Here is a 19,624-nt window from a genome sequence, read left to right on the forward strand (position 1 = left end):
CTGCAAGGCCAAGTTAACGCCTCACATAACGCAGATAGCGGCAGAAACTGAGCTCAAACGTTGATCAACGGAACGACCGGGCTGGTGAAGAGCTGGTTCTTGCGGTGAATGCAAGCATAATGACCACAGCAATCTATATAACATCGAAATAGTCAATGATAAATATTGATTGGTTTGATTTGACCGATGCTGATTGCGTCCGGTTGAATGGCGTCTATGAGAGAGTTCCAGAAGAAATGGGCGCAGCGCGTCTTCACTGTTGACATGCTATTCGTCGCTGTCGTGGCGCTCGTCGCATCGCTGATCGGCGCATGGCTCAAGCAATATCCGGTGTTCAGCCTGTTCGGCGCGTTGATTATCGCGCTGCTTATCGGCATGCTTGTGCAGTTCCCGATTCGCCGGTGGTATGTCGGGACTGCAGACGATGCGGCGGCAAACGCAAAGAGCGGCGCATCAGCGGGTGCGGCGGTTGCGGCGAGAACTTCGCAGCAACGCCGCGCTGGCGTCAAGGACGCTGCCGGGCTGATCTCCAACAAGCTGCTGCGCTTGGGCATCATCCTGCTCGGCTTCAAGCTTAACCTCACCGTGCTCTTCACGCAGGGCATCAAATGCCTGCCCATCGCGGCACTCGTCGTCACCTTCACCATCGTGGTGACCTACGCCATCGCACGCAGGCTCGGCGTCGACCCGATGCTGGCGATTCTGGTCGCCGGCGGCACCGGCATCTGCGGCGCGGCGGCCGTGATGGGCCTGTCCGGTTCGATACGAGTCCCTGAAGAACGCGAAACGGAAAAGGCCGACGACGTGACCATGGCCGTGGCGACGGTGGCGATCATGGGCACGGTGTTCGCGCTCGCCGAGATTGCGCTCGGCCCGCTGACCGGCATGAGCCATACGCAGCTCGGCATCACAGCCGGCGCATCGCTGCACGAGATCGCGCATGCCGTGGCCGCCGGAGCCGCATTCGGCGCGGTCGACATCGCGGCGATCATGAAGCTGTCACGTGTGCTCATGCTGGTATTCGCGGCCGTTATCATCGCCATTTGGTGGGATAAGCGCCACAGCCAAGTGGCCGGCGACGGCAGGCGCGTGGTCGCGTTCCCGTGGTTCATGCTCGGCTTCATCGCGGCTTCGGTCATCGGCACTTTCGTGCCCTTCGTCGCCGCAATCACCGCGCAGCTGGTGAACGTCGCCTACATTGTGCTCGGCATGGCTATGGCGGCACTCGGCCTGACCGTGAACTTCAAGGCCATCGTCGCGCAAGGCCGCCGCGTCTTCCTGGCCAGCTTCCTCGCCTCGATCCTGCTCATGTTCCTGGCCGCCGGCATCGCCATACTGTTCTTCTAAGGTACGTTGCTCGTCATGCCGTCCGCATTGCGCCACGCTTCGGTGCGTTGCGGCTGCAAAGGGTTATTTGTTTCTGATATGAAGCTGACGAAATGGGAGTCGCTAACGGAATGGCCGCTGACAGTGCTGTCGGTGCTGTTTCTGGGAGTCTATGCGTGGCAGATCCTCGCGCAGCCGCGCGGTTCGTGGAATGTCACGGCGAATGGCGCGATGAATGCGCTATGGCTGATTTTCGCGCTGGATTACGTCATCGCGCTTGTGCTGGCGGAGAACCGCAAGGAGTATTTCAAGCATCATCTCTTCGATCTCGCGGTCGTGCTGCTGCCCATCATCCGGCCGCTGCGCGCCCTGCGCGTGCTGACTGCGCTCAACGCCTTGCATCGCACCACCGGCATGGCGCTGCGCGGCAAGATCATCATCTACGTGACGGCCTCCGCTGTGCTGCTCGTGCTCGTCGGCTCGCTCGCTGTCCTCGAAGCGGAGCGCTACGCTCCCGGCGCGACGATCAGGACGTTTCCCGAGGCGCTGTGGTGGACCTTCGTGACGATAGCCACGGTCGGCTTCGGCGATTACACGCCGATGACCGCCACCGGCCGGCTTATCGCATTCGTGCTCATGATCGCCGAAGTCCGTGAAGAGATGCACAGCAGCGCTAATGGCGGCAAGATGGTTGACGGTATGGGCGGCGACGGGGCCGTTGACAGTGATGGTGGCATGGTTGTCAACGATGGTAGTGGCGGCATCGGCGGCAGCGGGGTTGCCGATAAGGTTGCTGGCGGCAGCGGAAATGTGGACGATGCAGATAACAATGTCGACACCGCCGTTACCAGTGGCAGCATTGCTAACAATGCCTGAGACAGATGGCATCAACACCAAATCACATGGCCAAGGCTCTGACGATTTTCCTGTTGTGACGGATATGAGCCCGTACCCTTCGCCGATTGGCATATCGTGAGCTCTCGTTGGCCTTCCGAAGTACCTGACGAGAGGACTTCCGAGGCGTATGCGGCTGCTCGGTGAAATCAATTAAGCAGATTCGAGCCGATCATGGGTTCGCGCACGCCGTAACGGCTACATGGCAAAGTCCCGAAACGGTGGAATTCCGCCACAACGATAGGCGTTGGATTCACGGCATACTTTGCCAAGTGCTTAATAGACGAAAAAAGTGCCTAATTGATGATTGCGGCGGTTTTGCAGTGGCGCCTTCACGTATTTGAATCGACTGTCGCCGACCGTCGCCGGCCTCAGACGTTTATTAAGCGCTTTTTTCGTCTATTAGGCACATGCCAAAGTAGACGCCTCGTATGCGTTTACCGAAATCGTTGATATTCCGCCAATCCTGAGTGCTCGGCAAAGCCACAAAAGACCCTGCGCAGGCGTCTGCATGAAGAAATGTGCTTAATCAATGGCGAAAGGTACAGGTGAAGCGGGCGAAGCAGCGCGACAGATGAGATATCAATCACGCATAGATGTTGCGCGGGCGAATGTCGCTCGGTAGGCCGTCGAGCAGCGTGCTCACGGAGCCGGATTCGAACACCGAGCGAATGCCGGCGGCCAGCAGCGGGGCGACGGACAGCACGGTCATGTTCGGCAGGCGCTTCTCCTGCGGCACGGGCACGGTATCCATGAGGACGATTTCACGTGCGCCGCAGCTGGCGAGCCGTTCGATGGCGGGCCCGGAAAGCAGCCCGTGCGTGGCGACGAGCGTGACGCTTTTCGCGCCGGCGTCGTGCAGGGTGCGCACGGCCTCGCAGATCGTGCCGGCCGTGTCGATCATATCGTCCACGACGATGCAGTCGCGCGCTTCGACATCGCCGATGATGCCATGCGCCTCGGCGTGATTCGGCCGGGTGGTGTCGCGCGTTTTATGGATGAAGGCGAGCGGCAGTCCGCCGAGCTTAGCGGCCCATTGCTCCGAAACCCTAATGCGCCCGGCGTCGGGGGAGACCACAGTCGCCTCGGCCAACGACATGCTGCCGCGTACGTAGTCGAGCAGCACCGGCATGGCGGTCAAATGGTCGACCGGCCCATCGAAGAAGCCTTGCTCCTGCGAGGCATGCAGGTCCACGGTCATGATGCGGTCGGCGCCGGCGGCGTGGAACAGATCGAACACGAGCCGGGCGGTGATGGGCTCGCGGCCCTGATGCTTCTTGTCTTGGCGCGAATAGCCGAGGAACGGCGCGACGACGGTGATGGACCGGGCGGAGGCCCGCTTGAGCGCGTCCACCATGAGCAGCTGCTCCATGATCCACGTGTTGATCGGATCGGTATGCGCCTGAATGACGAAGGCATCGGCCCCGCGCACGGGCCTGGTGAAGCGTACGTACATCTCGCCGTTCGCGAAGTCGTAGGCGGTGGTGTCCAGCAGCTGCGTGCCTAGGCACCCTGCGGTCGCCTGCGCCTGTTCCGGGTATGCGCGGCCTGTCACAACGACCAGCCGCTTGTCCGGAGTGCCTACGAGAATCGCCGACATGTTTCGCCTTCCCATGACATGAATGTGACGTGCGCTGCTTGGTGTTCGGGTGCCATCACGATTGAGCCGAAATCGAGCCGCCTTCCAATATACAGGCATCCCGGAGCATGAGCCGACGGCGGGTTGTAAGAGCTTCCCATTTTCCTACCTGCCCGAAGTCTCAACATCAGGTTATTCTTGTGAGGTTGCGCGTAGCGTCAAGCTGCGTGCATTGCATACACACTCCTGCTGCGGAACGACCGCAGCCAATCTGTCCAAAGGAGGTGGGTGATGTCTGCACACAAATATGAACTGATGTTCATAGCCGATCCTGAGCTGGATGAGCGCGGTCTGAAGAAGCTGACCGAGCAGTATCTGGAACTTGTCACCAACGAAGGGGGTTCCGTCGAGGATCCCGATTACTGGGGACGCCGCAAGCTTGCCTATGAGATCGACGGCAAGAACGAAGGCAACTACGTTGTGGTGAACTACGCCTGCGAGCCGGCCGTGAGCAATGAGCTCGACCGCGTGCTCAACCTCAACGAGTCCGTCATCCGCACGAAGATCCTGCGCAAGGACGCTAAATAACACGCTTGTGCGGCGCGTATGCGCTGCACCTTGCATGCGCATCCGCAGATATATCGCCTGAATGCAGATCCGCGATGCGCGGCGCTTATGAAATACGGTGTCGTTGGATCACGCAATGTTGTTAACTCACGCGGCGTCGTTATAACCAAACACAGTGAACGAATCGACGCTTGTCCCGCTCTCCCGGCGTGAACCACGCAGGACGGCAGACATGCGAATCGTTGGAATCGTCAATGACTGGGAAGAAGGTACGTCATGGCAGGTGAAACAACCCTCACCATCGTGGGCAACCTCACGGCTGACCCCGAGGTGCGTACGATCGGCAGCGGCGCGTCCGTCGCCAACTTCACCATCGCATCCACCCCGCGCACGTTCAACCGCGACACGAATCAGTGGGAGGACGGCCAGGCGCTGTTCATGCGGTGCGCCGCGTGGCGCGAGCTTGCCGACCACGTCGCTTCGAGCCTGTCCAAGGGCATGCGCGTGATCGCGCAGGGCCGCATCAGCCAGCGTTCGTACCAGGCGAATGACGGGACGAATCGCACGGTCGTCGAAATGACAGTCGATGAGATCGGCCCCTCGCTGCGCTACGCCACGGCCCAGGTGACCCGCCAAAGCTCCGGTTCCGGATTCTCCGGCAACCGCGGCGGTTTCGCGGGCAACAATGCCAACAACGGCGGCGGCAATCGCAATGCCGGCGGCAACGCGGGCAACGGCGGATATCAGGGCGGTGCCGGCTATTCCGGCGGCTCAGGATACTCCGGCGGCGCATCCGCTCCGTCGCAGTCCGCGCCCGTGGCCGACCCCTGGGGTTCGCCCGCGCAGTCGAATGGCGGCGGATTCTCGTCCTTCGGCGGGAGTTCCGACTTCGGCGGCGATGGCGACGAGCCGGAGTTCTAGCAATTCCGGCCCTTCATTCGGCCATTTCATAAGTTCATAGGCAAGTCGCATTCATGAGGCATGGCGTTTACAAGCACAGTCCACGGATGCAATCCAGATAATCAGTTGGCAATAAGGAGACAATCACATGTCACGCAAAAGGCCGCAACCACCGGTCAAACCCATTAAGAAGAAGCCGAACCCGCTCAGCGCGGCGAAGATCCACGAGATCGATTACAAGGACGTTGCGCTGCTGCGCAAGTTCGTGTCCGATCGCGGCAAGATCCGCTCCCGCCGCATCACCGGCGTCAATGTCCAGCAGCAGCGTCAGATCGCGCAGGCCGTGAAGAACGCCCGCGAGATGGCTTTGCTGCCGTACGCCACTTCCGGTCGCTGATAGGAGAAGAGAACATGGCTGAAACCAAGGTTATTCTCACCAAGACCGTCGCCAACCTCGGTCACTCCGGTGACGTCGTCGAGGTGCGCCCCGGCTACGCTCGCAACTACCTGATCCCGCAGGGCCTGGCCTTCGCGTGGAGCAAGGGTGCTGCGGCTCAGATCGAGTCGATGCGCCGCGCACGTCTGGCCAAGTCCGTCGCCACCCGCGAGGATGCCGTCGCCGCCAAGGCCGCCATCGAGGGCGTGACCGTTCAGGTCGCCGCCAAGGTGTCGGAATCCGGCAAGCTCTTCGGTGGCGTGTCCGCCGAGAAGATCGCCGCCGCGCTGGCTCCCAAGGCTGCGGTCGATCCCAAGAGCATCGCCGTCGAAACTATCAAGACCACCGGCGAATTCCCCGCCACCGTGGCCCTTCACCCGGAAATCTCCGCTTCCTTCACCGTCAAGGTCGTCGCGGAGTAGTTTTCGGCTTTCTACGGCCGTTGAAGCTGCTTTGATAGCGCGTGTGCAGCGCATTTCGCCGTTGCGCATTGCGCGGGCAGCCTGTTTGGCCCGGGCTTAAGCATACGGTTCGCCGCCCATGTTTTGCACATGGGCGGCGAACCGTTTTTTGATGTGCGACTGGTTTGTTTCCGGACCATGATTCCGCGCGATTCCGCCGATGCTGCGTCTTTGTAATACGTGGCCTTGCCAGCGAAACACGCATCCATTAGCATAGTTTTCAGAAAGCGCTACTCTATATGCAGCTTTCTGTAGGCATTTTTTGGTGTAGATTATAGATTTATTCTGCTTGGCGCAGACCCATGCACGGCGAAGACGGTATTGTTCGTCGCCGCATGATATCGGTTATCGGCCGGATTGGAGATGCTTCGATGCGAGAATTTCGGGCGAAGGGCTGCGCTGGCTGGGGGTTGTGCGGCTGCGAGCAGGAGGGAACCCGGTGAGCCGCGGTTTCCAAGGGGCTGTGCTCAAGGCGATGGGCGCCCCGGAGTTTCGTCTCCAAGTCGTCTCCACCGCGCTTGAATGCGGCGGATTGATGAAACGGGTGTCTTTCATCAGTCCTGATGCGTTACCGGAAAGCCTGTTCGAGCCGGCCGCTTGGGTACGGCTGTGGTTCCCGGCGGGCGCGGGGCGCGAGGTTCAGCGCAGGTACACAATCGCCGGGTATGCGCAGGATCGCAGCCGCGTGGATGTGAGCTTCTACCTGCATCAGACCAGCGGGCCAGCGGCGTCGTGGGCGCTGCATGTGCGGGCGGGCAGCGAGCTAATCGCCAATGTCGCGGGATCACAGCCATTCGCCGTCGACGAGCGCTGCAAGGGTGTGGTTTTGCTTGGCGACGAGACGGCCTTCCCGGCTATCCGGGCGATTGTGGACTCGCTGCCGGAACGCGTGCATGCCTACGTGATGCTTACCGGAACGCACGATCTCACTGGATTCATCGAGTCCAATGAGCGGGTGAGCGTATGGTATGCGCCGACGCAGAAAGCGCTGCATGCCTTTGGGAAGCTGGTAGAAAAACTTCAAATCGGCAGCGCCGAGCCGGGGGCTTGGCATTGCTGGGCCGCAGGCGAGTCCTCGATGATGCGTGCGATTCGCATATCGATCCGCCATGCCGAATCCCTGCAGAAGGGCGATGCGCATGTGCAGGGATATTGGGCGCGGCGCAAGATGCTGGGTCGCTGAAGCGCAGCCCGGCTCGCTCAGCTGCGGATGATCAACGGCTAGGCGAGAGAAAACGACGGAATCGCGTCATAACTTGTGATAACAAATATCGTTACATATAGTAGAGGGCGTGACGACACTCGAACGGCACGCTTTCAGACTTGGCGAAGAACGCTGAGCACCCATGATAAAGAGGGTTACCCGGGCGCGAGTGCTGATTATGAAGCAGCTGCAGGAAGACGACACCTTCGCCACCATGCAGACGGTGTACAACCGACTCATTACGAAAGGCCGCCATGTCGGCATCGCTACGGTGTATCGCAATCTGCAGATCATGGCGCAGGATGGCGAGCTGGATTCCGTCCGTCAGCATGGCGAGGTCTTCTACCGCCTGTGCCGCGACCGGCATCATCACCATCATGTCGTGTGCCGGCGATGCGGGCGGGCCGTCGAACTCGAAATTCCCGGTCTTGAGCAATGGGTGAATAGCAGGGCGCAGTCGTTGGGGTTCTCGGAGATCACGCATTCCATTGAGATCTTCGGCTTGTGCGCACAATGCCGTGCGCTTGAGGAAGGCGAAAAGAGGGACAGCGGCCAGGACGATGAGGAGCGCGACAGCCATAGGAGGTATCTCAGCCTTGAAGCGTACAGCGCGAAGGCGGATTGATACCCACTTTCAACAACTTCCTGATGCGGCTTTGGCGCGTTACCGTTTGTGCTAACAAACAACTCTGCGCGGGCGCGAATGCACATCGCGCCGAACGGTAAGGAAATGATGATGGATATCACGCGATATGACGAACATGCCTATGCAATCGACACCAAGAGCGCCGGCCGGCTCGCGGTCGATGCTGAGACGCTGAAAAGCTTTGATCCCGAGCAGCATGTGCACGGCACTGCCGCTTGTGGATGCTGCGGCTGCTGCTTCACCGGCGACTGCTGCCACGACTCCGATTGCGTCAATGACAAGGAGTGCAACGCCAAGGACTGCGACAAGGCCTGCACCGAGAACAACGAGCACCACGACTGCGCCTTCTGCCATCTCGCCTTCGACACCGACGAGGCTTCGCACGAGGAGATCGTCAAGGATCTCGTCGAGCTCAAGGCGGCTCTAGCCGCCTGAGCGGCTTGCAGGTGATGCGGCCGGCGGCGGATAATGCGGATAAGACCGTGTGACTGAGTGAACTCCGCACAGCGGGTGATGGCTTGTTTTCAAGTCGTCACCCGTTTTTGCATTGTGCGATCGATGGCTTGGCGGGTGTCTGGAAGCTGCCTTCTGAATCAGGCAGCTTCCGGGTGGGAACCAGCAGCGCGACATGCCGGTAGAATGACGGGGTGCGTATTCTGCTGCCGCCTTCCGAAGGCAAAACGGCCCCTGTTGACGGGCCGGTGCTCGATCTCGATGGACTGTCGTATCCGGAACTTGCCGCGGCGCGGCGGCGAGTGCTTGAGGCGCTCGTTGCAGTGTCGAAGCGGGATGATGCCGGTGAGATTCTGGGCGTAGGCAGGCGAATCATGCCCGAGGTCGTGGCGCAGCGCGATATGCTCGCCGCGCCGTGCGCTCCGGCCCGCGAGGTGTACACCGGCGTGCTGTATGAGGCGGCGCGGTTGCACGAGGGCGACGACGTGCGTATTTTCTCAGGATTGTTCGGCGTTACCACTGGCGAGGATCTCATCCCGACGTATCGGCTCTCGATGAACGTCTCCTTGCCGGGTATCGGCAGTCTCAAAGCGTTCTGGCGGCGGGAGCTGGCGCAAGCGGGGTTTGGGAGAGCGGGCTTCGAAAAGAATCGTGGACATGCTGCGGATGGAGAATCCAGCGGCTTCGCAGGCCGGGCAGCGCACGAAAGCGTGTCGGCGACGGTCGGGCGCGGCCGTTCGCGCGACGCAGCGGACCAGCGTGGCGCGGCTGAGACTATGGTTGCCGGGACTACGGTCGATATGCGGTCAGGCGCGTATCGGATCACGACGCCGCACGGGAACTGGTGGGATCTGCGCGTCGTGGATTCGCGCGGCACGGTGATTACGCATGCGGCCAAGCACTATCGTGGGGCGTTGGCCCGTGCGCTGTTGGACGCTGGACGGGGTGCGGCAATGCGCGGCGGGGCAGCTGTCGATGTGGCGCAGGCCGCCCGCACTTTGGGCCGCATCGAAGTCAAGCACGACGGGCTTCGGCATCACATCACCTTGATGGCGGAATGATTCATCGCCCCCGCTGCGAGCGGCGAAACAGCGCGAATCGGTTGCTTTCCACGATGAAGGCCTTGCGGTCGTTTTTGGCCGTCACGTCAAGGATAATGCCGGTGATGATGAGCAGCAGCCCCGCGATGACGAGCATCACCGCGCCGATCAGCGTGGGGAAGCGGGCCACCATGCCGGTGCGGTAGAAATCGATCATGACGCTCAGCGTGAAGCCGAATCCGGCCAGCGACAGCAGCAGCCCGAGCCCGGAGAAGAAGGGCATGGGCTTGTATTCGCGGATCATGCGGAAGATGGTGGACATCACCTTGATGCCGTCGCCCACGGTGTCCAGCTTGCTGACGGAGCCCTCCGGCCGGTCGCGGTACTGGATCGGCATCTCGTACAGGCGCAGGTTGTTGTTCAGACTGTGGATGGTCATCTCGGTTTCGACTTCGAAGCCGTGCGAGAGGACCGGATAGGTCTTGACGAAGGTGAATGAGAAGGCGCGGTATCCGGTCATGATGTCGGTGACGTGCGCCGAGAAGAGCCCGTTGATCGAGCCGCGCACCAGCTTGTTGCCGAAGTTGTGGAAAGGGCGCTTGTTCTCTTGGAAATACGTGGAGCTCAGCCGGTCGCCGATCACCATGTCGTAGCCTTCGAGGATCTTCGCAGCCATCTTCGGAGCGGCATCCGCCGGGTAGGTATCGTCCCCGTCGGCCATGATGTACACGTCGGCGTCGATGTCTTCGAACATCGCTCGGATCACGTTGCCCTTGCCCTGGCGCGGCTCCGCGCGTACGACAGCGCCCTGCTCCGCGGCGATCTGCGCGGTGCGATCCGTGGAATTGTTGTCATACACGTAGACGGTCGCGTCCGGCAGCGCCGCGTGGAAGTCCTGCACCACCTTGCCTATGGTCAGCTCCTCGTTATAGCAGGGGAGCAGCACGGCGATTTGCGGGCGACTGGTCTGGAGATTCATGGAACCCATGATAACCGCAGGGAGGTAAGTGCGCTCGCCGCCTCGGCTCCGCGTTCCTCGCCAAAGCAGACCGTTTTCCTCAGTTTTTCCGCTTTCCTCTGACCTGTACGGTATAACTGTTCGAGATGCGCGAATGGCGGGCGAAAGGTCGCGAAACGTCAGGGACGTTTACGACGCCCACGCCATGAACGCGTGAACAGCCAATACGGATGCCCAACATCGCAGCGCGAACAACGGAAGGATTGATGGTGATATGCCGGTCAAACATCGGATTGCAGGCTATGACGTAGCGAAGACGCTGGCGATGTTCTTCGTCGTGCTGCTTCATTTCGTCTTCTACACCATCGCCTTTCCGAACACTATAGCGGGCAATATGGTGACCACCGCGTGCGCGGTGTGCGTGGCGCGGCGGCGGGGCCGGAGACAGCGGATATGACTATGCGGCATGCCGCCCGAACCGCGCATTCGGCATGGCTGGATTCTATTTTCAAGCGCTATGCGGCAAGGCTGCTAGACTACGAATGTATATTTGTCCTTGTCCGTCCAGAGAAAAACGCGGGGTATTGTCGTCATGAGCGATGCATCGGCACAGGAATCCGACGTGGAGGGCGAAAGCGGGGACCATGCCGACGCCGAAAGGCTCGAAAACAGCCCGCACCTGCGAACAGCCTCCCAGCACCCGAGAACAGCCTCCCGGCGCCCGCGATGCTACCGGCGATACGGGCTTATGGCGCTCTGCGTCGTCCTAGGCTTTGCGGCCGTCGAGGCGAATGCCATCAAAACCATGGATACGCTCAAACTCCCCGTTTCAAGCTTCGGCCATATCGCGCTGGTTGCATTCCTCGCTTTTGCCGCGATGTTGCTCGGCGAGCGCGTCATGCGCTGGCTCAATGCGCCGGATGGTGAAGGGGCGTCCTTCCGACTGGGTTTCGCGGGCGGGTGGAAGCCCTGGCTCGCACTGACGGCCATCATCCTGGCGTGCTGGGCCCCGTACGTCATATACCTCTATCCGGGGGTGATGTGGTACGACACCTCCAACCAGCTGCTGCAATGGAACAACCTGCCGAATCTGTTCACCAGCGGGCAGCTGACGGATCACCATCCGGTGCTGGATACGGCGGTATTCGGCATGTTCGTCGACCTCGGCAACCGCATAGGATCGGGAGACCTGGGCATCTTCCTCTATTCGATCGTGCAGTCGGCCGTCGCTGCCGGCGTGTTCGCGCATTCGCTCCAGTTCATGCATGGTATCCATGCGTCGCATCGCATGACGATGGCGTCGCTGATCTTTATCTGCCTCTTCCCGATCTTCCCCATGTATTCCATCACTATGGTGAAGGATTCGCTGTTCCTGCCCCTGATGCTGGCGTTCTTCATGCAATCCATAAGCATCGTCCGCACGCGCGGCGTCGCGCTGAAAAGCCCGTTGGGCCTCGCGGCCTTTCTGCTCTGCGCCCTTGCGATCGCGCTGACGAAGAAGACCGGACTGTATGTCGTCGTGCTCACGGCGATCGTCCTGCTCTTCGCAGCGGGCGCACGGTTCCGCTGGCGCATTGCGCTTGTGGCGCTCGCCGTCGCGGCGACGATGATGGCGCTGCTGCCGAAAGCGGTCTTCCCGGCAGCCGGGATCGCGCCGGGCGGCAAACAGGAGATGCTGACGATCCCCATACAACAGTCGGCGCGTGTGCTGCGCGACCATGGCGCGAGCCTCGACCCGCAACGCCGGAAAGCACTCGAATGCGTCGTCCCGATGAGCTCGGCGAAGCGCTATGTCACCACCATCGCCGATCCGGTGAAAGGATATGTGTGGGACCCGCATAAAGACGCCTGCCTGAGCGGTTTCATGCAGGCGTGGCTGCTGGAATTCTTCGACCATCCCGGAACCTACGTCGCAGCCTTCGCCGGGCTCGAATATGACTGGCTGGCCTTGCCGCCATTGGTGTCGGCGAATGAGGGGGGGCAATCGGAGCTGCGTCTGCTTCCGGTGTACGCCCAAGGCACAGACCATGCTTTCTTCGAAGGTCATGACAGAATCGGATTATCGTATTCCGGCGCTGAACACGGCAAGAATGTCGAAGACGCCGTGAACGCGATCGAGAACATTCCTGGTATCCGGCTGGTGTTCTCCCGCGCAATATGGACGACTTGGATGGCGGCGTTCATCTGCTATGAATGCCTGCGCCGACGACGGGCCGACGGCTGGCTGCGGTTGGCTGCAGTGTCGCCGTTCCTGATTTCCTTCCTGCTGCTCTGGGTGTCGCCCACTTCGGAAACCATTGAGGCGATGCGCTATGCGGCTCCGCAGATCATGATGGTGCCGCTCGCACTCGCCGTGGTGGCGGCATGGGAACATGAGCCGGCAGGCAATCAAGCCGCTGGAGAGGACGGAAAGCATGACGAGCGTTAACATGGCAGGCAATGCCGTGGCAGACGACGGCGCTGATACCCGCGACACAGGGATCAGCAACACGGACGCCAGCAGCAACAGCAACGCCAGTGCGGCAGCCGCTCAGAAGCATCCGGCGCTCAGATTCGTCTATGTGCTCAATATCCTTTCCTGCTTCGCGGTCGTGCTGCTGCACACCACGCTTCCCGTGTACACGCCGAGTCCGACCCGGGCATGGGCGATTATGGTCTGCCTGCAATCCGCCGCCATATTCGCGGTGCCGATCTTTTTCATGATCAGCGGCATGAATCTGCTTGGCTACCGCGATCGGTATTCCACCGGGGTCTTCTTCCGCAGGCGATTATGGAAGACAGGCCGGGCCTTGCTCCTGGGCAGCATGGTGTGCTACGCGCTGTTCTGCGCATTCCCGCAAGCCTTTTATGGCGCGCAATCCTTCGCCGGGGCATTCGGCGCGGTGGACTTCGCCAAGCGTTTCCTGCTCAATCAGATCAACGACACGTACTGGTTCTTCTACGCGATCATCTACCTGTATCTGCTTGTACCAGTGCTTTCGTACGCTGTGCGCAGCAAGCGCTGCATGGAGTACATGCTCGGGCTGACGGCTTTTGTGAGCGTAGGACTGCCGCTGCTCGCGCGGCTGGGCATGAATCCTGCGTATGCGCAGACCGCATTCGGCTGGCCGTTGTTCTCCTCGGTGTCGCTGCTCTATTTCCTCGCAGGGTATTATCTGCATGAATACTGGAAGCCTATACGGCATCAGATCGCCATAGGTTTGGCGGTGTTCGCGCTTTCCAGCGCAGGCATGGCGTTCTTGGGCCTGCGGTCGAACGGATATCATCAGGCCGGTGGCGTGCATGCCCACTATGATCCCTATTTCGTGGGGTTGACCTCGCCGCTGTGTGTGCTGCAAACAGTTGCGCTGTTCCTGATGCTGCAGGCATGCGAGCCGTATCTGCACGGCCTCGGGCGCAGGGGCGTCCAGCTGCTTACTGTGGTATCAGGGGCATCATTGGGCGTGTACCTGTTCCACATCGTCGTCATCAATTGGATGGGCGTGAGTCTGCGTTGGAACGAGGTCATCAGCCGGTATCCCGTGGCCAAGGCGATGCTGGTATACGCCGTGACTGCGCTCGCCGTGGTCTGCGGCAAGGCCCTGATCGCACAATGTAAACGGTTCGCACAGCGCAAGCGGTTCACACAGCGCCGCACGAGGCCATAGCAAGCCCAGCCCGCCTACTTTCTTCCGCGCACGAGCCGCCCGGCGGCTTTCAGCGCCTCGCGGCGCTTCGAGCCCAGCGGCGCGATGGGGTCGATGACCTTGCGCAGCGGGTTGCCGTCGCCGAGGGCCGGCTGGTGCTTCTTGGCTTCAAGGTGCATCACCGCCGTGGCTTCGGCCACGCGCCCGATCAGCCGTTCATAGAATGGGGTGCGCCGGGCGTAATCCCAGTACACGCTGGCGAAGTCGCAGCCCGGGTCGACCCAGGGCTTGATATAGCCGGCGTAGTGGATGATCTTCGGGTCCTGCCGCGAGCGCATGTAGGCGTCGTAGATGTCGTTCGGCGCGAAGGAGAACACTTTGGCCACGCGCCCGTCGCAGTCGTGGATGACATCCCAATTCCAGTCCAAGAAGGTGACCTTGCCTTCGCAATGCACGTTGAGCACGTCCTGGTCGTTGTAGATGAAGTCCGGGTTCGAGGCGTATTCGAGCCACTGGCCGATGCTGTAATGGCTGCGCATCGCCGCGGTGTTGAGTACGAGGACTCCCGCCTGGAAGTAGTCGTAGGGGTTGCGCATGCCCAGGATGTCCTTTGAATAGGCGATGCGCTTGTTGTCGATTTTGATGTTCAGGTTGCCCAGGTAGTCGATGTCACGGCAGGCGGCGAGCAGATTGTCTCCCAGCTCGGTGTCGTACAGCGCGGCGATGTCGCCGGTGACGATGATGTCGGAATCCAGGTAGAGCACCTTCGAGTAGAAGGGCAGTATCTCCTGGATGAGGAAGCGGTAGTAGGTCTCGTTGCTGATGTGCTGGTTGTTGGTGGACAGGTCGTAGCCGGCGATTTTGCGGTCGACGTTCACGAAGCGCAGGTTCATATTGGAGAATCGGGAGAAGAACTCGCGCATGGTCTGCTGGTTCTGCCCGTCGATGTCCTTCTGCAGCACGGTGACGTCATAGCGGCGCTTCGGATCGGCGTTCTTCATGGCGGAGTAGATGGTCGTGGTGAGCATGGGCACGTAGTTGTTGTCGGCGGCGAAGACGACCGGGATGATCGTAGACGGGTCCTTGACGCCCTGCAGCGGCTCGAGCACGTGCTCCGGTTCGGGATTGGTGAAGTGCACGCATTGCAGTTCCTTGGTCTTCCACCCGCTGCCGATGCGCTTGTGATGCATGAGGTAGATGTTGAGCAGCCGTTCGGAGAGGTGGCCGGGCGTGCGTAGCGCCTCCTTGCTGTAGCGGCTCATGTCGGTAGTGCGCTCGAACTCCTCGAGGATCGGGAAGAGCCATGCACAGTAGTCGAAGAAGATGTCCTTCTTCATGATGAACATATTGCAGAAGCACGAGTAATGCCCGTCGAGGAAGTCGTTGGCGTCCTTGGCATAGTCCGGGTGCATGGCGCACAGGATGTCATAGACGTGCCGCAGGTCGCGATTGAGCAGATATGGCGCCGCAGCCCAGACGGCTTTGGGCGTGCCTAGGCCGTTGATGATGCCGCGCAGATCCTTGATCCCGGTCGTGACGACGTCGTAGCCGGCGATCGACTTGGCGATGGCGTCGTCGTCGAGGCCGTATTTGGCGGTCGCCTCGGCGTCGATGTAGTCGTCCATGATCTCGCCGTAGGGGTTCTCCTCGTGCTCGACGTCGGAGAAGTCGAAATATCGCCGGTAGTGGCAGAAGCCGTAGTAATCGGCTTTGGCGTTTTTCCATGCCCAGTATTGCGTGGTCAGTTCGCAGTACATCGGGTTCTTGGCGGAGATGTTGTCGCCGGTGTCGTCATGGAAGGCGTCGAGGAAGCGGTCCGTCGTGTTTCCGGGGCCGACCTGAACCATCTGCAGGATGTCGCTGGCGGGCATGTCGGCGCGTTTGTGCGAGGTCACGAAGATGCGCGTGGATTGGCTTCGATGTGCTTCGATGCGATTGTATGCCGGTTGCAATTGTGTCATATGATTTTCGGCTTTGTCTTTCATCCATAGGTAACGCGGAAACGCAGAGGACTGCGGGTCTAGATCCGTGAAGGATCGGGCAACGGCCAGAGCAGTGAAAAGCCGGTCGCCTTCGTTGGGAACGTTTTTTTGCTCCAAGAACTCATAGGCGCGGTCGCGCACGAATCGGTAGATCTCGCGCGCTGTGATCTCCGGGCCGAACACCTCGGCCATGGCCTTCGCCGCCGCTGGCTTCTCGGCGTCGGGCACGCGCACGTTCCAATCGTTGGCGAGCAGCTCGATGGCCTTGTGCTCGAAGCCAAGCAGCGATTCCCGCGTCCATGCGAGGCCGTGCTGCTGCGTGAAGTCGCCGGCGGCATCGAGGCAGGCCTTGAACTGCGCGCAGAACCGGGCGTAGGTATCCGAGCTGATCTCGTTGGTGCCGGTGACCCCGCGCCCGTAATGATAGATATAGCCTCGGCACTGCTTGAAGGAGCGGTACGAGGAGGCCAGCGCGCTGATGACGAAGCATTCGTAGCCGTCCTCGGCGCGTTCTAGGCGCTCGCCGGTCATCGCGCCGAATGCGGATTTCAGCAGCTCGGTGCGCATCAGGCGCTGCGTCACGCGCCAATCGACCTGCTGACCGCGCTCGGGGTCGAAGATATTGCGCAGGATATCCTCACCTGCGGCGTCGTCGGTCGGCGCATTGTTGAAGGCTTCGAAGGCCTGGCATTCGCTTTCGAGGATGCCGTTGCTGCCGACGACATCGAGTCCGAAATGCAGGATATCGGCGGGATGACCAGCTATTTCGGATGCCAGTTCCTTGCAGAAATCCGGCGCGATCGCGTCGTCGCCATCGAGGAAGAACGCATAGTCGCCGCTGGCGTGTTCGACGCCGGTTTTGCGCACCAGATGCAGGCCCTGATTGCTTTCGTGCGTCACTGCGACGATGCGCGGGTCCTTGTCGGCGGCCGCTTCGAGGATCTGCGCCGTGGCATCGGTGCTGGCGTCATCGACGACGATGGCTTCGAAATCCGGGAAAGTCTGCGCCGAGATGCTCGCCAGACAGTCGGCGAGATACGCTTCGACGTTGTAGGCCGCAACGATGATGGAAATCTTGGGCATGGATCCTCGCAATCAGGTGGTGCCGCATTGGCTGGTAGCTGCGTTGGCTGTACCCATAATACTGTAGCAAGCGAAATGTGGCGTGGGCAATGTGATGGCGGCGAAGGCTGCCCGGCTCTTTGCTGTTGGGCTGGCGGCCGTGCGCACTGCGCCGCCAGCCGTTATGTTATTCGTTGTTATGTTATCCGTTATGATGCCTGCGGCGGAACAAGGTGCGCAGGCCGTGCTGCTGCTCCGGCGCGGCGGCGGATTCGGTTGCCGCGATGAGACCGGCGTCGCGCAGATGGCTGTATGCGATGTCGCGCATGGCGTGGTATCGGCGATTGGCGGACTGTGCTGGGTCAAACACGCGTTCGACTTGAGACGCCATGGTGAGGTATCGCAGCGCCTCCTGCTTGGCGGCGACCGTGCGTGCGGACGGCTTGTTATCGGCCTTGTCGCCAGCCTGCAGATAGGCATATGCCGCATCCCTGATGTAGCGATACAGCTCGCCGCATACCGCATCGGGCTGCCAGGAGCGCACGACGGCGTCCAATCCCTGCGATTGCAGCGCAGCGGGAAGATTGTCCTTCCACTCGTTCATCGCGTGCTCGACGAGTCGGTCGCGCACATTGTCGATGCAGGTCTTCCAGTCTGAGCGGTCGGGAGCCTGAGAACTTGCAGCATATGCACGGACCAGCGCCAGCGCCTTGGCGTCGCGGGCGGCAAGGACGTCGAGCCCTTCGATGGTCAAGGCCGACCCGAAGGTGTCGCCGCGTCCCAAGTGGTAGATGTACCACGGCGAAGAGGGGATGGCGTAATAGCGTGCCGCCATCGAGTCGACGATGAAGCTCATGTACAGGTCGTCGGAGAGCAGCAGCCGTGTGCGTTCGGCGGCGGCGTAGGCGCGGCGAATCGTGTCGCCCTGAAACATCTTGTGATGGACATGCCAGTCGAAGCCGCCGATTTCGGCGAATTGCGTGCGCAGAATGTCCGCGCCTTCGAGCTCGCGCGGCGTGGGCGTAAGAAAGCCGGTCATGCCGCCTGCCGCCTGCCTCGCCTCGGGATTCGCGGCCTCCACGCGCACGCCGAAATGGTAGATATCGGCCGGGTGCGCCTGGGCGGTGGCCAGAAGCTGCTGCAAGGCTCCGGGCGCCAGCTCGTCGTCCTGATCGACGAGCATCACGTAGTCGCCCGTCGACGCCGCTACGCCGGTGGTGCGGGCCGCCAGCGTGCCCTGATTGCTGGTGTGGCGAAGCGCCATGATGCGCGAATCCGCCTGAGCCAGCTCCTGAACCGTCGCATATGTGGCATCGGTGCTGGCATCGTCGACAACGATGATTTCGAGGTCAGTCACTTCTTGCGCGGTGATGCTGCGGATGCATTCGGGCAGGTAGTGCGTGTTGTTGTAGGCGGGGATGACGATCGAAAGAACAGGCATACGCCCATTATTTCCCATAGACGGTACTATGGCTAAGAGGTTCGCCTGCGATGAGGGTTCGCTGGTCAGTGGTTCGCCACTTCCCGGGCAACGTTGCGAACCGCGAATCAGTAACACGACGTTCAATGTGGAAGGGATTCCGTGCACCTATGAAAGGCATCGTTCTCGCAGGGGGCTCGGGCACGCGCCTGTACCCGCTGACGTCGGTCACATCCAAGCAGCTGCTGCCGGTGTATGACAAGCCGATGATCTACTATCCGCTGTCGACGCTGATGCTGGCCGGCATCCGCGACATTCTCATCATCTCCACGCCGCAGGACCTGCCGAACTTCGAGCGGCTGCTCGGCGATGGCTCGCGCTTCGGGCTGTCGCTGAGCTATAAGGTGCAGCCGTCCCCCGATGGCCTGGCGCAGGCCTTCCTGCTGGCCGAGGAGTTCATCGATGGCGATCCCTGCGCGCTGGTGCTCGGCGACAATATCTTCTACGGCAACGGCCTCTCGAAGCAGCTTGCCGAAGCGGTGCGGCGAGCGCATGACGGCGAGGCGACGGTGTTCGGCTACTACGTCGACGACCCTGAACGCTTCGGCGTCATCGAGTTCGACGAGCACGGCAAGGCGGTTTCCGTCGAGGAGAAGCCGGCGCACCCCAAGTCGCATTACGCGGTGACCGGGCTGTATTTCTACGATTCGCGCGTGGTCGACCTGGCCAAGCAGGTCAGGCCCTCTGCCCGAGGCGAGCTGGAGATCACCGATCTCAATCAGCTCTATCTCGATGACGGCTCGCTGCACGTAGGCACGCTGGGGCGCGGGTATGCGTGGCTGGACACCGGCACGATGGAATCGCTCTATGAGGCGGGCGAGTTCGTGCGCTCGGTCGAGCGCTCGCAGAGCCTGCCGATATCCGTGCCCGAGGAGATCGCCTACGAGCATGGCTGGATCTCGCGCGACGCCTTGGAGGCCGCGGCGAAGTCCTATGGCAAATCGAACTACGGGCAGCATTTGCGCCAAGTGGCCGAGGAACGGCTGTTCTCCTAGCGGGAGTATGCTTTA

Annotated in this window: 18 protein-coding genes; 14 read left to right on the top strand and 4 right to left on the bottom strand. The window is 61.0% G+C overall.

The features are described 5' to 3' along the window. The first annotated feature begins 216 nt into the window (after positions 1 to 216). Together BISU_RS05565 and BISU_RS05570 are read left to right on the top strand one after the other, a co-directional pair. Positions 217 to 1,347, top strand: coding sequence for a YeiH family protein (locus BISU_RS05565; RefSeq protein ID WP_024463039.1), 1,131 nt, complete (start codon positions 217 to 219; stop codon positions 1,345 to 1,347). A 78-nt stretch (positions 1,348 to 1,425) separates the two neighbouring features. Further along, complete coding sequence (locus BISU_RS05570; RefSeq protein ID WP_024463040.1) at positions 1,426 to 2,202, top strand: ion channel; 777 nt, start codon at positions 1,426 to 1,428, stop codon at positions 2,200 to 2,202. Positions 2,203 to 2,806: 604 nt separating this feature from the next. On the opposite strand, the gene BISU_RS05575 is transcribed toward BISU_RS05570, so the two are convergent. Further along, positions 2,807 to 3,820 carry a ribose-phosphate diphosphokinase gene (locus tag BISU_RS05575; protein ID WP_024463041.1) on the bottom strand — a complete coding sequence of 338 codons (1,014 nt, stop codon included), beginning with the start codon at positions 3,818 to 3,820 and terminating at the stop codon, positions 2,807 to 2,809. Between the two features lie 270 nt (positions 3,821 to 4,090). Here BISU_RS05575 and rpsF point away from each other — a divergent pair, with 270 nt between their 5' ends. The 8 genes from rpsF to BISU_RS05615 all read left to right on the top strand — a co-directional run bounded on the left by rpsF (position 4,091) and on the right by BISU_RS05615 (position 9,527). Continuing rightward, complete coding sequence (gene rpsF / locus BISU_RS05580) at positions 4,091 to 4,387, top strand: 30S ribosomal protein S6 (RefSeq protein ID WP_024463042.1); 297 nt, start codon at positions 4,091 to 4,093, stop codon at positions 4,385 to 4,387. A gap of 255 nt (positions 4,388 to 4,642) precedes the next feature. Then, entirely contained in the window at positions 4,643 to 5,287 is a 645-nt protein-coding gene (locus BISU_RS05585) for a single-stranded DNA-binding protein (protein WP_024463043.1), read from the top strand. Positions 5,288 to 5,414: 127 nt separating this feature from the next. Next, the gene (rpsR, locus tag BISU_RS05590) at positions 5,415 to 5,663 is read left to right on the top strand and encodes a 30S ribosomal protein S18 (RefSeq protein WP_024463044.1); all 249 of its coding nucleotides are present in this window, start codon (positions 5,415 to 5,417) and stop codon (positions 5,661 to 5,663) included. Between the two features lie 14 nt (positions 5,664 to 5,677). Next, complete coding sequence (gene rplI, locus BISU_RS05595; protein WP_024463045.1) at positions 5,678 to 6,124, top strand: 50S ribosomal protein L9; 447 nt, start codon at positions 5,678 to 5,680, stop codon at positions 6,122 to 6,124. 478 nt (positions 6,125 to 6,602) lie between these two features. Next, positions 6,603 to 7,346, top strand: a complete 744-nt coding sequence (locus BISU_RS05600) for a siderophore-interacting protein (RefSeq protein WP_024463046.1) — start codon at positions 6,603 to 6,605, stop codon at positions 7,344 to 7,346. 163 nt (positions 7,347 to 7,509) lie between these two features. Continuing rightward, positions 7,510 to 7,992 (top strand): Fur family transcriptional regulator, encoded by a 483-nt coding sequence (locus BISU_RS05605; RefSeq protein WP_024463047.1) that lies wholly within the window; start codon positions 7,510 to 7,512, stop codon positions 7,990 to 7,992. 111 nt (positions 7,993 to 8,103) lie between these two features. Further along, a complete protein-coding gene (locus BISU_RS05610; protein ID WP_024463048.1) occupies positions 8,104 to 8,448 on the top strand; it encodes a hypothetical protein in 345 nt (114 codons plus the stop codon). 212 nt (positions 8,449 to 8,660) lie between these two features. Continuing rightward, positions 8,661 to 9,527 carry a YaaA family protein gene (locus tag BISU_RS05615; protein ID WP_024463049.1) on the top strand — a complete coding sequence of 289 codons (867 nt, stop codon included), beginning with the start codon at positions 8,661 to 8,663 and terminating at the stop codon, positions 9,525 to 9,527. 1 nt (position 9,528) lies between these two features. On the opposite strand, the gene BISU_RS05620 is transcribed toward BISU_RS05615, so the two are convergent. After that, positions 9,529 to 10,485, bottom strand: a complete 957-nt coding sequence (locus BISU_RS05620) for a glycosyltransferase family 2 protein (RefSeq protein ID WP_024463050.1) — start codon at positions 10,483 to 10,485, stop codon at positions 9,529 to 9,531. 253 nt (positions 10,486 to 10,738) lie between these two features. On the opposite strand from BISU_RS05620, the gene BISU_RS05625 reads away from it, so the two are divergent. The 3 genes from BISU_RS05625 to BISU_RS05635 all read left to right on the top strand — a co-directional run bounded on the left by BISU_RS05625 (position 10,739) and on the right by BISU_RS05635 (position 14,111). Next, entirely contained in the window at positions 10,739 to 10,921 is a 183-nt protein-coding gene (locus tag BISU_RS05625; protein WP_024463051.1) for a hypothetical protein, read from the top strand. A 135-nt stretch (positions 10,922 to 11,056) separates the two neighbouring features. Beyond that, positions 11,057 to 12,892, top strand: a complete 1,836-nt coding sequence (locus BISU_RS05630) for a DUF6020 family protein (RefSeq protein ID WP_024463052.1) — start codon at positions 11,057 to 11,059, stop codon at positions 12,890 to 12,892. After that, a complete protein-coding gene (locus BISU_RS05635; RefSeq protein ID WP_226839105.1) occupies positions 12,879 to 14,111 on the top strand; it encodes an acyltransferase in 1,233 nt (410 codons plus the stop codon). Before BISU_RS05630 ends, BISU_RS05635 begins: the two co-directional genes overlap by 14 nt. A 14-nt stretch (positions 14,112 to 14,125) precedes the next feature. Here the strand turns inward: BISU_RS05635 and BISU_RS12035 are convergent, their stop codons facing one another. Next, on the bottom strand, positions 14,126 to 17,155 hold the full coding sequence (locus tag BISU_RS12035; RefSeq protein ID WP_024463054.1) for a DUF4422 domain-containing protein: 3,030 nt from the start codon (positions 17,153 to 17,155) through the stop codon (positions 14,126 to 14,128). Between the two features lie 181 nt (positions 17,156 to 17,336). After that, complete coding sequence (locus tag BISU_RS05645; RefSeq protein WP_024463055.1) at positions 17,337 to 18,575, bottom strand: glycosyltransferase family 2 protein; 1,239 nt, start codon at positions 18,573 to 18,575, stop codon at positions 17,337 to 17,339. A gap of 149 nt (positions 18,576 to 18,724) precedes the next feature. On the opposite strand from BISU_RS05645, the gene rfbA reads away from it, so the two are divergent. Further along, the gene (gene rfbA, locus BISU_RS05650) at positions 18,725 to 19,609 is read left to right on the top strand and encodes a glucose-1-phosphate thymidylyltransferase RfbA (RefSeq protein ID WP_024463056.1); all 885 of its coding nucleotides are present in this window, start codon (positions 18,725 to 18,727) and stop codon (positions 19,607 to 19,609) included. Positions 19,610 to 19,624 lie beyond the last annotated feature (15 nt).

The organism is Bifidobacterium subtile, assembly GCF_000741775.1.
GTDB lineage: Bacteria > Actinomycetota > Actinomycetes > Actinomycetales > Bifidobacteriaceae > Bifidobacterium > Bifidobacterium subtile.